This is a genomic window from Cedecea sp. (genome assembly GCF_036500665.1).
In the GTDB taxonomy this organism is placed as follows: domain Bacteria; phylum Pseudomonadota; class Gammaproteobacteria; order Enterobacterales; family Enterobacteriaceae; genus Cedecea.
The window spans coordinates 1-14,009 of record NZ_DASYBS010000032.1; the positions used below are offsets into that span (position 1 = coordinate 1).

A 14,009-nucleotide genomic window follows, 5' to 3' on the forward strand; every position below is an offset into this window, starting at 1 on the left:
CACTGCCGGTATACGTTTTTTCGAATCAGAAGACGGGCAGGACTGGTATGAATGCCAGTCTTTGTTTGCGGATAACACGATAAAAATCATGTACGACAGCGAGAATGTGATTCGCTCCGTCATCGATAAGCCGGTGCCGGAACGTGGCAACATTCATGCGGTTTCCATGTTTAGCCCCGAGGGGATGAGCGTCGCGGAAATCAGGGGTAAATTGCCGGAGGGATTCAGTATCAGACGGGGGGAATGGGTATTCGACGGTAAAAAAGTTGTCCCGCGCAGCTGGTCGAAAGAGGAGTTAATTGCGCAGGCGCAGAAAACAAAATCAGCACTGCTTGATGAAGCTGCAGACGCCATAGCGCCGCTGCAGGATGCGGTGGATATCGAGATGGCAACGGCGGAAGAGTTGCAGGCGCTCAGGGCCTGGAAAACGTACCGTGTCCTCCTGAGTCGTGTGGATGTCAGTACTGCGCCAAATATTAAGTGGCCGATGAAGCTTGAGTAAAAAGAGCGGACCGTAAAGCTATACGGCTTATTCTACCCTCGATGTAGTGAAGTCTTGTTCAACTTATTCGTAATTGATATGTGATAGATCAATAATTTAAGATAAAACAGAAATGCATGGCTATGAGCGACAATAAGTTCACTGGACGTGAAGAAATATATAGCATTCTGGGCCGGATGGGTTTAACGCCCCCAAATCTTCTTGCTGGTTCGTACCCCTTTAGATATGGTCTATCCCTTCCGTGTTCATTACCTGCGCAGGGCTGTTAACTTCTTCCTCCAGCATAGACACTGCACAGTCGAAGTTCAGTGCATTGCGGTACAGTGCCCTGGAGATACTTGATACTTTGTTCAGGCGCATGCAATTCAGCGCGATAGAACGCAACCGCGCCAGGATCCCGGGGTGTTCGCGGATACGGCAGGCATCTTCAAACAGGACAACATCCCGGACATGGTGGTTCTGGTTTTCTATGCACCAGTGACCGCGAATTGCTGCCTGAAACTGCTCAGCATCAAGGCATACCGTACCTACCCACCACGCGGTTTCGCTGCTGAGCTCGGTCGTACCCCGACGCTTGTGCGTCACTTCGCGAGTCACTTTTACAACCGCTTTCACCAGCGGTTCCCAGCCGGGTGGCAACCATCCTGCGGGCGGAACAAACGTCTGAACCGTGCGGAGCTCTACTCGCCCATGCCCTTTGTCACAATCAACATGCTGTTGTGCGGGAACCTGAAACTTCGGCAGCATCTGGCAGGTTGCAAATAACTCTGGTTGGTTGTCTTTCACCTGAACCAGGATATCGGCACCTCGCGTCACTGCCAGCGAAAGCGTTTTTTTGACAGTGCATGGCATCAAGCGTAAAGACGCGCCCCGATAAGGCCAACTCGTCGATAAGCGCTTGCGCAGCCGGAATTTCGTTAGTTTTATCAGCCACTTCAACATGCCCGAGCACAATCAAATCGAAATGTGCAAAAGCAGACACCAGTTGTCGGGCTCGTGTATCAGTCACCCGCGATGCGCTGCCGCGTAACGCTTTGCCATCAATAGCAACGAACTGTCGTTCCTCACCTGATGCCGAACATTTTTCGGCGTGCTGGCGAAGGGCATTTTCAAGCCCCTGAACATCCAGCTTGAGAAGAAAACGGCGAATACCTACCCAACTCGGGGCTTTCTTCCAGGTCATACCAAACAGTGCGTTTAGCGGTTCTATCCGCTCATTGATGAAAAGCTCCATTTTCCGCAATGAGGTTGCTCCGGACAGCACCGCCAGCAATAATCCGCACAGCAGTGGTTCCAGAGCATAGCGCCTGCCTTTCGCTGTGCGTTGATCAACCAGTCCTGAAAACAATCCTCCAAACAGCATGAGCTTCCTCATCGTATGAACATGAATGCTCGAGACATTAATGTAAATGAGATGAAGTTAACAGCCCTGATTACCTGCGGCTGGTGGCTTGCTATTGTGGATAATCTGTGCATACGTTGTACTCGGTGTTTTGCACGCTAAAATTATTCTCAACACACACTCGGGTAGGGAGCTACTGGTGAGACATCAGGTTTCTTCGCACTTCTTACTAATAAATACTTGCTGAAGTAATCACAGGAGCGACCTTGTGCCGTACCATAATCTCGTGCACAGGCCTATAAATAATTAACAATATGGAACCATTTTAACAGCAAAAGACACTAAATTATTACAACAATTTAATAAATGTGACTGACTGGCTTACTTTAATACTGCTTCATCGCTAAAGTATTTGTAAATACGAAATGACGATACTTCCTCAGAAAATAAGGTGTCCTAATGAAAATATCAACTGGTTTACCAATTTACACCTTGCAGTTTGTGGGCAATGAAAAGAAAACAACTCCACAAGAGAATGAAGGAATAGCACGAAGAGTTAAGCGAAGCCCTTCTTTACCAAATACTCCTAAAAACAAACCAGATTCGAAATTAGTATTCGCCAAAGATGAGGTACGTATTGAACCAATTGAAGATTCACGGAAAATAAAAACAAGTTACAGCGTCTTAGATATAGTAAGAATTCTAAAAAATGCATTCAAAACTCCCGTAGAATCTTTTGCAGATGCATCAATCCAACTTATTGAGTATGCATCTAATTCTAATCTAAAACCTGAAACAAAAGAAGTGATACGCTCTCTGGCTAAAAAACTTTCAGTACTTGACGCCTTTAGCTCTCTGCATCCAGTCGGGGCCGGGAGAAGCTCGCTTGGACACCTTCTGGGAATAATTGAGGCAGATATTGAGGGGAAACCTATCTCAGGGCAAGAGCTTAGTGATGCAGTAACTGATATGTTAAACATGAAATTTGAAGGGGAAACAAAAAATACTGTTAAGGAGCCTCAAGGCGGAACCGCTAATATCACTAAATTCACGTTGAAGATGAAGGAGTATCTTCCCGGTAAAAAGGATTTGCAACCTGATAATCACTTTGTTAAAGATCCCTTATGGTTAGATAAAAATAACAATCGATATCTAAAAACAAAAGATACTAATAATACTGAAAGATATGTTAAAGTCCTGTTAGAAGATGAAACTATAACAATTGAAAGTCAGGACTCGTCATATGGCTCTCAACAAAATACCTACTCATACAATCCTCAATTAGGCTGGAAAGAAGAAAAATATTTATTTGAGAGTATGAACAATATACCCGCGTCAGTTCATATTGAAGAGGTGCCACTTTCAAGCATATCTCAAATGCAAGGTTTTCCTGGATTATATTATCAACAAACAACAGGTAATTATTATATTCGTGTTGGCTTGGATAGTGTCAAGTCACAATTTGTTAAGGTGTTACGTGATGGAGATAGTTTCAGGTCGGAACCCTCCCCTTGGGTTGACAAAGCATCTTTAAAAAAAGGAGGGATTAGTCAAACAGTTTTCACCTACGACGTATATAGTAAAATTTGGCGACGTTCAGAAAGCACATCACATATATTTGACGATTTACCTTGGGGGATAAAATCATTCAAAGAACAAAATAAACTCAACATCCAGCCTTTAAACGGCCATCCCGAAATTTATACAACAAATAAAAATACTTTACTTTTAAGAACAGGTAATTTAGATGGTAAGGACATTTACGTCGAGGGCATTCTTCATCTGGACAATTCATTTGAGATAAAATTACCTTCATGGTATGAAATTCCCGAAGGAGCATCACCAGTAGCATATGTTTTTGATGACATGACGAACAGGTGGAGAATTGACGAGCGCATTAAAGGTGGGGCTGGAAATAAAAAAGAAGAGACCCCTGGAACATCCAATGAAAACAATGCTTCCTCCCGTGCAATAGAGCCATTGGGTAAAAAAGTTCGATTGATTGATCCTATTCAACAATGGTTTAATAATCATTTGATTCCTGTAGATTCACCTGTAAAACTTGAAGCTGCTGGTAACCTTTACCTCCAACATCAAAGAGAATTAGGGACCTTAAAGATTACTCTTGATGATATTGCCAAAAATTATTCCATCTCAAATGGAGAATTAAAAAAGTATATACAAAAAAATTTAAGGAAAGGCATTGATGCGCGAAGTATTAAAAATGATTCATATGTTTTGCCTGATGAAATAAAGACATTTCTTGAGCAAAATCGCCAGAATGTATCAGTCAGTGTTCCATCAACTTTATCGAAGCTTTATTTTAAAAATATTTCTTACTTCAATAATGCAGGTGTAATGCCAGAAGATTTGGCAAGGTATTTTAATACGGAAGTAAATAGTTTTATTGTTTCTGCAAGAAATTCAAAGCGTTCAATGTTTTTATCAATAAAAGCGGAAACTTGGTTGAACAATCATATAGTATCAGGTACTGATTCCAGAAAGTTACATGAAGTAGCAGAGTTATATATTGAAAAACAGTTCGAATTATCAGAACTGAATATTTCGGTCGAAGAGTTATCAGATTACTATGCCTTGCCTTCTCAACTTCTGATTAAAGAAATAAAGAGACTAATCCATATTAAGACCAATGCACAAAAATCAGTCCAGGGCTTTTCTTTCAGTAACAGCGAATCAGAAATAAAAATGCTTGTAACTAACTATAACAAGAACGAGACAATTGATAATTCCTTACCAATTTTACGAGATCCAGATAACCCTACTAAAAGCTTGACACTTCAAGCTGAGGGACTCAATAATTATAAAGATTTAGATAAACTAACAGTTACTAACTGGGGGGATCTTAGAAATGTTTTTCAGAATATGAAACAAAGTGATGTTAAAATAGTTAAAAATAACTTGATAAAAAAATTCAAAAATCAAATACGCAATGAAACTCGGTTAGCAGCAAGAATGACGAAGCGTATGGAAACCAAACCGTCTAAACATACTGATGCTAAAGGGGAAATAATTAATCTAGGCGATGGAGTCGTTAACCCTCAGGAGACAATTGTTGAACGTTTTACGATTTTAGGTCCCTATGCCGGAACCTTCAGAACGAGAGAATCATTTGATTCAACCCGTAGCTTGGATCGACAAATCGGCAGCAGACACTCTAATGATTCTTTCCATCAGGCAAACATGAAAAGTGGAACAGCAGGAAGTGCATCTCATAGTTGGTTTGGATCATCTGAAAAACGTGTAGTTGATGGATTAAACAGCGGGAATATACTACGAAATATAAATACAGGGAAATTAGGTGATTCATCGCGCATTGCTGATAATAATGTTGCTGCGGTTCGATTCGGTAAAAATATTATTTTCTATGTGACGACTAAAGATGTCAAACCAGGAGAGGAGTATTTTGTTGACTACGGTGATGGTTATAATCCATATTATGCTATTAATCAAGCCAGAGAAGAAGAATGGGTGGCACAGCTTTATCTTGCCAATAATCAGCATTTAGAAGAACTTAAAATAACACCAGAGAATGTGGCCAGCAACTATGGCATATCTAAGCGAAATTTGGGCAAAGTGATTAAAGGTTTAAGAGAAAACAAGTTAACCTCAGAAGAATTACAAAGAAAATCATTAAACTGGCTTAATGAACATGAACCGCCTAGCACCTCTTCAGATACTGTATCAAAAATAGACACAATTGCTATTTTATATTTGACGCATCAAACTGAAGCTGAAAGTTGGGGAGTTACGCCTGAAATAATGGCCAATCATTATGACATTCCCACAAAAGAATTAATGGAGAGAATAAAAACAATAAAATTGCCCCTTGGCTCTAATTTACTCTCTAACAGAGCTCGGTTGTGGTTTGAACAGAATCCTATCCCTGGAGAGGTCATAATTAAATCTGAACCTATAGATAGCTAACTTTTGGCGATCAATGTCTATTTATTGATTGTTAATATCTATTGCCACTGTGAATTGTTAAGACTTAAGTAAGAATTGTATAACTAGCTGTAATGATTGAAGATGCTTGGTATTTATAGACAATCCCATTCCCCCAACAAGTTCCACGCAAATCAGGCACAAGAAACCAGCCGTAACAGGCTGGTTTTAATGCTTATTTGGTCAGCTAACAAGGATATGAACTTCAGACCTCAGACACCCCATGACGGCTTAAGCCGTCATTCCGCGCCTGTTTTTAGAATTTTTTTCGCGACATATGGCAGCATGATTAAAGAAAATAGCGGCATTTGAAGTTTTACTACCAAACGAATGATGAAAAACACATCGACTGCAAAATTTATCACCTAAGGCATTAATGCCACTGAAAGTGGATTAAGTCTTTCTTAAGTCATGGGCAAGGTATGTAAAAATAAGAAATATAACTTTTAATTGTGGTACGATTTAAGTTTCAGCGCAATGATTTTGCCATTCAAATGCCGGAATTGAGGTTGTTGTCACATTTTAAATTACCAATAACAGGTGCGGAATGTCGACTTAAGGCCAATAAATCTGCATAAAAATATACAGGGTTATTAAACAGTGTATTTGTACAGAGTCAAGGCTATTGAAATTAGGTTTGTGTACCTTTGTGAGTACATAATTGAAAGGTATTTTATGTATTTGTTGTTATAAAACAATTTGTTAATTTTATTTCTCTACGTATCCATTTAACTAAGGGAACGCAGCGGGCGTAGTATACCCGCTTTTCGAGGCAGGTTAAGGGGTTGGCGGGCCGTTTGCCTGGAATCTAAGCGTTTTCAGCTGATTTTATGCTGTGAAAGCGCCTGCATCCGGCCCTGTGGGTTCAGGGGGCGTCGGTTAAAAAATTATTCTGCATCGCTATAAAGTCGGCGTCGGTGAAGCCCAGCACCTCTTTGATGTAGCCAGCCACGCTACCCGACTGTGCTTTCATGGCGTTGATGGCCTCAATAATAAATGCTTCTCGGGTATCAATCAGCGTATGCAGGTAATCCAGCACATTGCCGTCGTCGGTGATCCGGCGGTAGGCCGCCATTTTTATTTCGTTCCGCTCCAGCCGGTTGGCCTGAGTGAGCATATAGTCGGCGATGACATCCTCTTCTGAGACGCCGAGCATGAACAGGATAAGCGTCACGCCGTAACCCGTTCGGTCTTTACCTCCCCGGCAGTGCTGGACATGCGGGCTGTTTTCCGCGTCCAGTAGGGTGCGGATCATTGCTTTGAAGGCATGTCTGGACTTCTCGCTGGTGACGAAGTTTCGGTATTGTTCCAAAACCTGCTGGCCGTGGCCGTTGACCAGCTCGGCGGGGATATCCTGTACCACACTCTCAATCAGCATGTGATCTTCATTGCTGGAGTCCGCCGAAAACTGTGCCGCCAGCTCTGCGGTTTGTGCCGCAGCGTCCAGGTGAACGGTCTGTTTTTCACCGATAAAGGTGTTGGGGCTTTTAGCTATTTCGCTGGCGCTGCGGTAGTCAATAATCGTCTGAATGTTCAGTGACCGTATATAGGCCTGGGCCTGGGCATTAAGCTGATGCAAATGGTTGGAGCGGTACAGCATCCCCCATTTTATGCTTTTCCCCCCGGCACCCGTGTAGCCGCCGAAATCCCGGATGTTATTGAGCCCTGAAACGGGCAGCGTCCTTTCAGCGAACAGTCGGGATTGGCCGTTGCATTCAATAATAAAGTAGATGCGCTGGCTGGCATTTAGCGGGTCATCAAACTGGCAGGGACTAACGGCGTTCCTGGTCATTAACGTTTGGGCTGATGTATTAACATCGTGATCGCGAGTCCAGTACAGCGATACCGGCCCCTCGGTGGCAGAAAAACGAATTTCAATCTGCGTCTGGTTTTTTCTGCTTACGGAAAACTGCATCTTTGTGTTCATTCATCGTCCCTTTAACTTAATATGCCAAACGTTGAGCAAATAACGCCGAAGACCATCATGGCAATGATGAGAGACACCGTGTATTTCCCTTTAAGCTTTTTCACCAGGAAGAACACGCCCAGTGAAAAAAGCAGCGTGAGCAGGTTTGGGGCAACCTTATCGAACATCTCCTGTACAGGGATAGACTGCTCTCCCACCGCGATAACCAGCGGCGTAGAGATCTTCACCGTGGTGGCGATGAGCGAGCCGAGCACCATCACCCCGACGACGTTGGCAACATTCGAAATACGCTGAATAATATTCGAATTCTTTGACTGCTCGATTAAATCAACGCCTTTGTTATAGCCATAGTGGATAAAGAAGTATTTAGAACCGACATTCACGATATTAAAGAGAATAAACATCAGTATCGGCCCGATGATATTTCCCTGAAGTGCAAATGCCGCACCGATGCTGCCGCAAATAGGCAGCCAGGTAAATTTCAACAGGCTGTCGCCTAAACCTGCCAGCGGGCCCATCAGCCCGGCCTTGACGGAAATAACCGCATCCTTTTCTTCTTCCGTGGTTTTTTCTTCCAGCGCGGCCGTTACGCCCAGGATGAGTGCCCCGGTATTGATCTGGGAGTTATAGAACTTTAAATGCCGCTGCATGGCCCGTGCGCGGGTTTCCCGATCTGCATTTTCATAGAGCTTATCGAGCACCGGGATCATACAATGCGCGAAGCCGATGGTTTGCAGCTTTTCATAGTTATATGAAAAGGACATGCTCTGAATATTCCAGAAAATACGGTTAAGATCGGTTTTAGTCAGTTTTTTATCGGAGGTTGTACGCTCAACGTTATTATAAGATGTTATTTCACTCACAGGTCGTACTCCTCTTCGGATTCTATTTTAGCCGGTTTATTATTTTCAACCTGTTTATTGTTGATGCCGTTGGCCCAGGCCATGTCGTAAAGCACGGCGAAGGCCAGGGCGATAAAGGTGATCGGAATAATCGGCAGTTTTAAATAAGTGGTCAGCATGAAGCCGAGCAGGAAAAAGAACCACATTCTTCCTTTTAGCAGCATCAGCAATAAAATACAGACGCCGATAGCAGGGATCATTTTAGAGGCCACGCCCATACCGGTTAAAATACTGGCTGGAATGGCATCTAATACTTTACTGACCAGCTCGCTGCCAAAATAGATGGCGAGGAAGCAGGGAATAGCTCTTATCAAGAACCAAAGTGGGGTCGAGAAATAGTGGATTTTAACCAGCCCCCGGTAATCGCCGGAGAGGATAGACTTTTCGGCCCAGACGTTTAAGAAACTGGCAAAAGAACGCCAGATAATTAAGAGCTGCTGGCACAAAATCGACACCGGCACAGCAAGGGCTATTCCGGCGGCTATCCCGCCTTTGGAGGCAATGCCCAGTGCGACACCAATGATTGAACCGGCAATAATATCCGGCGCAGAGTAGGCTCCCACGTTGCCGATGCCCATCCAGACCAGCTCAAGGGTTGCGCTGATGGCAAGCCCCTGAACCATATCGCCCATAATCATACCGGCTACAGTTCCTGTAAGCAGGGGCCGCCGGAGCATTTGTGGCCCTACGTCGTCTATTGAGCAGATACCTGCCCAGATAGCGACCAGAATGGCTTCAATTAACATAATTATATTTCCCGGTGATGGCGCTATACCCGTCATATTTAAAATTGCACGGCTGTTCACTGCAATTTGAACGATTTCGGGGAGCGGCGTGATGCAATTAATCCAATAATGATTTCAATTCAACAATGGTGTCTTTGGGCACCATTTGTATTTCTACTGCAATATTTCTGGAAATCAGTGATTTAAAGGCCTGCTCTTCTTCTGGCGTAACGGCGACGGCGCGGGACAGGCTTTTGCGCCCCTCATGCATTCTCATGCCGCCGACGTTTAATTTATTAATATCCAGTCCATTTTCGACCAGGGCATTAACGTCGACACTGTTGGTGAACAGCAGCATTGTTCTTCTTTTAATTTCTGTTTTTTTCAGGATATCAATAAATTTTTGTACGCCGAAAACCTGGACTTTTAATTCTGGAGGTGCCGACATGGAGATGACAGACTGCTGCACGGTGTCGTTCGCCACTTTATCGTTGACGATCAGTATTTGTTCAATATCGTGATTTTTAACCCAGGTGGTAATCACCTGGCCATGAATAAGGCGGTCATCGATTCTTGCAAGATTAATAGGCATGGTGTGTCCTTTCAAAGTTCGGTTGATGATTCCCGTTCGGTTTTTAATAAATTACCGACGTTGAAACCGCTATCAGGAAACATGTCTTCAATGAGGGTTGCGATTTCATTTAGCGGTAAATCACGGTTGTTAAACACTTCCAGCAAGGTGGGAATATTGAAACCACAGAATAAAAAAATATCATTCTGGGTTAACAGGAGTTCGCTCGCTAAATTACAAGGCGACCCGCCCATCATATCTACCAGAATAAGTACGCCATTACCCTGATTAAGCGCCTGGTAGGTTTCTCGTAGTGAAGTGCGAGCGTTATCAATCGAGGTATCTTCCTGAATTAATACCACCGCAACGTGGTTTTGCTTACCCACAAGCATTTCGGCGCAGGTTAGCGCCCCCTCGGCAAAGGGGCCATGGCTGACTAAGATGACCGGGAGCTCGGTTGGCATTATCTCTCCCTGTATAGTTTTTGGTTACAATATTACTTTATTTTGTTGTGTTTAAAGTAATGTTATTACTTCTATCGAGAAAAGGGCGTGATGAGAAGAGCCTTGTCTTCGTTTTGGGAAATCGATCACTTTTTTAAACATCGACAGCGGTGGCGATACGCCAGAATACCGTGTTGAAGCGGAATAATGTGAGGGACGGGTGTGAAGCCTTGCGTTGGCGGGCTATGGCTTATTGTTTAGGTTGTAAAAACGTTCGGCTCGCGTTTGGCTCTGTTTTAGTAAGCGTTCGTCGTATTGCTGGATAAACAGGTTAGTCACCAGCATATTGATCACCGAAAGCTGTGACATTTTGGAGCGAATCGGAATGAGTCGAGAAATGCTCTCGGTAGAAATGGTATGCAAGATGAGCCCCGCGAGGGCGGATACGCGGCTTTGCCCCATACGTGTGATCGCGATAGAGGGAACGCCAAGCTGCTGTGCCAGCGTCAACAGCTTCACGGCTTCGTGGTTATCACCGGAGTGCGAAATAATAATCAGCAGATCGTCTTGATCTAAAGTGTTTACAATATTGAATTGAATACTGTAATCGAGGTGGCAGCTGACATCTTTCTTTATTTTTATCAGCTGATATTCTAGCTCTTTACCTACCAGACCACTGCTTCCTGCCCCGTAGATAGCAATTTTATGGCTTTCCCTGATTAACTTGCAGGCGCGTTTGAGCTGCTCCGGATTCATCATCGCATGGGTTTCATCGATGGATGATTTTTCTATCAAATGAATTTTTGCGTTTACGGCTTCCAGCGAATCATCAATATTTATATCTTCTTGTAAAACGGACTCGTGATGTTTTGCTCCGGACGAAGTCATTAAGTCAATTTTAAGATCGCTAAAGCCCTGGTAGCCTAATTTATGACACAGACGCAGAATAGTGGTAGTGCTGACCTCATTGGCTTTCGCCAGCGTCTGGATGCTCATATTTTTTAATGATTGCTTATTCGCAATAATGTAAGCCGCGACGCCGCGCTCTTTAGCGGATAATCCGTCATTTACTTCGCGCAATTTTAGGTCAAACATCTAACACCTTTCATCGGATAAGAATGTTATTTCGTCGCCCATAGTACAATCTCGTACAGGGGTTATCAAATACGTGCCCGTTCAGTTTTTTTTGCCTGGATCATGAACAATTCACCCGTCATGTTTTCCGCTCTTCGCTGAATTTTGGCTCTGTTTTTCCTGCTTCCGCTTGGCCTCGGCCTTCTTCTTGTTGCTCATATCGTTGCGGATCTGCGCGTGGCTGATAAGCGCAAAAATAAACGTTCCGCCGCAGATATTCCCGGCCAGGGTGGGCAGTGCGAACGGCCAGAAAAACTCGCTCCAGTGCAGCGTGCCGTTGAACACGAGATAGAGAATTTCAACCGAACCAACCACGATATGGGTTAAGTCACCCAGCGCGACCAGCCAGGTCATCAGCACGATAACGAAGATTTTTGCCGAGCCCGCGGCGGGGAACATCCACACCATGGTGGCGATGATCCAGCCGGAGATCATGGCGTTGGCAAACATCTCGCCGGGCGGGTTTTCCATCACCTTCATGCCGATGTCGTCGAAGGCGTTTCGGGTGGACTCGTCAAATATCGGCATATATTCGAAGGCCAGCGCCGCCAGCGCGGTGCCGACGATATTCCCGAGCAGCACAATGCCCCACAGCCGCATCAGCAGCCAGAAATTGCTCGTGGTCGGATGCTGCATCACCGGCAGCACGGCGGTAACGGTGTTTTCGGTAAACAGCTGCTGGCGAGCCATGATGACGATGATAAAGCCGAAGGTGTAGCCGAGATTTTCCAGCAGGAAATTGCCGGGCACGCCGACCAGGTTAACGTGAAAAATGCCTTTCGCCAGCAGCGAGGCGCCCATCGACAAACCTGCGGCGACGGCCGACCAGAACAGCGCCATGCCGTCGCGCTCCAGCTCTTTTTGCCCGTCCTGACGGATGTGCTCGTGGATTGCCATCGCGCCGGAGGGCAGGCGGTCTTCATCCACCTCGATTTGCTTGCCGCTCGACTTCTCGTCGCTGTCGACTTCCAGTTCGTCGGTTTTGGCTATTTTGTCGTTCTCGATCTTGTTCATTAGAGCAATTCCTGGTCAGAAAGCGTTCACTTAAGCGTAGCGGTTTTTAGCCCACCGCTTTGCCGAATGGGAATAATCGCTCCTGCTTTGATCTGAGTAAGCGTATTAACTCTAATGGAGTAGTTTAAGGTGCCGGGGCAACCTGAAGAAAACGGGGCGGTATGATATGCTTAGCGTCACCCGAGACAAGGAGCGCCTCCCGATGCTACAAGCCCGACAATTGACCTGCCAGCGTGATGAACGCACGCTGTTCAACGCGCTGTCGTTTAGCGTTGAGCCAGGCGAAATGGTGCAGGTAGCGGGCAAAAACGGCGCGGGTAAAACCACGCTGCTGCGTATCCTGGCCGGGTTGGCGCAGGCCGATGAGGGCGAGGTTTTCTGGCAAAACCAGCCTTTGCGCCGCCAGCGCGATAACTTCCACGGCGACTTGCTGTGGATTGGCCACCAGCCGGGCATCAAAGCCGTTCTCACGCCTTTTGAAAATCTCACCTTTTTTCATGCCGATGCTGTTGAAGAGCAGCTGTGGGCCGCGCTCGAGCAAACCGGGCTGCTCGGTTTTGAAGATTTACCCATCAACCAGCTTTCAGCCGGGCAGCAGCGCCGCGCCGCGCTCGCTCGCCTTTGGCTTTCCTCGGCAAAGCTCTGGCTCCTCGATGAGCCGTTTACCGCGCTGGACGCCGCCGGTATTGAACGCTTAACCCAGCGCCTGCAGCAGCATGCCGAAGCGGGCGGAATGGTTATCCTCACCAGCCATCAGCCGCTTAGCTGTTCTGTACGCCAGATTCATTTGCAGGAAACTCACCCATGATAAGGCGCATTTTTTGGCGTGAGCTGCAGGTGGTGTTTCGTCGTGGGGCTGAAATCGCTAATCCGCTGTGGTTCTTCCTGATTGTGATTACGCTGTTCCCGCTCGGCGTTGGCCCGGAGCCTCAGCTACTCGCGCGTATTGCGCCGGGGATAATCTGGGTTGCGGCCCTGCTGGCCTCGCTGATGGCGATGGACAGGCTATTCCGGGACGACTTTCAGGACGGCTCGCTGGAGCAACTGATGCTGATGCCGGTGCCTTTGCCGCTGGTGGTGCTGGCGAAAGTGACCGCTCACTGGGTGGTCACCGGGCTGCCGCTGCTGCTGCTTTCCCCGCTGGCAGCCTTGCTGCTCGGGCTGGATTTCTACGGCTGGCAGGTGATGGCAGCCACTTTACTGCTGGGGACGCCGACGCTGAGCTTCCTCGGCGCGCCCGGCGTCGGGCTGACGGTTGGGCTGAAGCGGAGCGGGGTATTGCTCAGTCTGCTGGTGCTGCCGTTAACCATCCCGCTATTAATTTTTGCCACCGCCGCGATGGATGCCGCCTCGATGCATCTGCCGGTGGAAGGCTATATAGCAATCCTTGGCGCGCTGCTGGCCGGCAGCGCCACGCTAAGCCCGTTTGCTACCGCTGCGGCGCTGCGGGTAAGCGTTGCATAACTTTATTCTTTGTTTTGTGAGC

Annotated in this window: 11 protein-coding genes and 1 pseudogene; 4 read left to right on the top strand and 8 right to left on the bottom strand. The window is 46.1% G+C overall.

The genetic code is table 11. The features are described 5' to 3' along the window. Window positions 1-502, top strand: a 502-nt coding sequence (locus VGM55_RS05400; protein ID WP_331634828.1) for a tail fiber assembly protein, incomplete at its 5' end; no start/stop codon positions are given. A gap of 219 nt (window positions 503-721) precedes the next feature. Here VGM55_RS05400 and VGM55_RS27475 read toward each other — a convergent pair. After that, window positions 722-1,877 (bottom strand): annotated as a pseudogene (locus VGM55_RS27475) (ISAs1 family transposase). Window positions 1,878-2,303: 426 nt separating this feature from the next. Here VGM55_RS27475 and VGM55_RS05415 point away from each other — a divergent pair. Further along, window positions 2,304-5,789 (top strand): hypothetical protein, encoded by a 3,486-nt coding sequence (locus VGM55_RS05415; protein ID WP_331634831.1) that lies wholly within the window; start codon window positions 2,304-2,306, stop codon window positions 5,787-5,789. 883 nt (window positions 5,790-6,672) lie between these two features. Here the strand turns inward: VGM55_RS05415 and VGM55_RS05420 are convergent. The 7 genes from VGM55_RS05420 to VGM55_RS05450 form a co-directional block, all read right to left on the bottom strand. Continuing rightward, window positions 6,673-7,734, bottom strand: coding sequence for a tyrosine-protein phosphatase (locus VGM55_RS05420; RefSeq protein ID WP_331634832.1), 1,062 nt, complete (start codon window positions 7,732-7,734; stop codon window positions 6,673-6,675). A gap of 11 nt (window positions 7,735-7,745) precedes the next feature. Beyond that, complete coding sequence (locus tag VGM55_RS05425) at window positions 7,746-8,597, bottom strand: PTS system mannose/fructose/sorbose family transporter subunit IID (RefSeq protein WP_331634833.1); 852 nt, start codon at window positions 8,595-8,597, stop codon at window positions 7,746-7,748. Next, window positions 8,594-9,382 carry a PTS sugar transporter subunit IIC gene (locus tag VGM55_RS05430; protein ID WP_331634834.1) on the bottom strand — a complete coding sequence of 263 codons (789 nt, stop codon included), beginning with the start codon at window positions 9,380-9,382 and terminating at the stop codon, window positions 8,594-8,596. The genes VGM55_RS05425 and VGM55_RS05430 overlap by 4 nt, the downstream gene beginning before the upstream one ends. A gap of 97 nt (window positions 9,383-9,479) precedes the next feature. Beyond that, entirely contained in the window at window positions 9,480-9,953 is a 474-nt protein-coding gene (locus VGM55_RS05435) for a PTS system mannose/fructose/N-acetylgalactosamine-transporter subunit IIB (protein WP_154188750.1), read from the bottom strand. An 11-nt stretch (window positions 9,954-9,964) separates the two neighbouring features. Beyond that, on the bottom strand, window positions 9,965-10,396 hold the full coding sequence (locus VGM55_RS05440; RefSeq protein WP_331634835.1) for a PTS sugar transporter subunit IIA: 432 nt from the start codon (window positions 10,394-10,396) through the stop codon (window positions 9,965-9,967). A gap of 222 nt (window positions 10,397-10,618) precedes the next feature. Further along, the gene (locus VGM55_RS05445) at window positions 10,619-11,470 is read right to left on the bottom strand and encodes a MurR/RpiR family transcriptional regulator (protein ID WP_154188754.1); all 852 of its coding nucleotides are present in this window, start codon (window positions 11,468-11,470) and stop codon (window positions 10,619-10,621) included. Between the two features lie 111 nt (window positions 11,471-11,581). Beyond that, window positions 11,582-12,514: a formate/nitrite transporter family protein gene (locus VGM55_RS05450; RefSeq protein WP_331634850.1), complete on the bottom strand. Its 933-nt coding sequence runs from the start codon at window positions 12,512-12,514 to the stop codon at window positions 11,582-11,584. A gap of 211 nt (window positions 12,515-12,725) precedes the next feature. On the opposite strand from VGM55_RS05450, the gene ccmA reads away from it, so the two are divergent. Both ccmA and ccmB read left to right on the top strand, forming a co-directional pair. Continuing rightward, window positions 12,726-13,331, top strand: a complete 606-nt coding sequence (ccmA, locus tag VGM55_RS05455; protein WP_154188757.1) for a cytochrome c biogenesis heme-transporting ATPase CcmA — start codon at window positions 12,726-12,728, stop codon at window positions 13,329-13,331. Next, window positions 13,328-13,987: a heme exporter protein CcmB gene (gene ccmB / locus VGM55_RS05460; RefSeq protein ID WP_154188758.1), complete on the top strand. Its 660-nt coding sequence runs from the start codon at window positions 13,328-13,330 to the stop codon at window positions 13,985-13,987. The genes ccmA and ccmB overlap by 4 nt, the downstream gene beginning before the upstream one ends. Window positions 13,988-14,009: the final 22 nt, after the last annotated feature.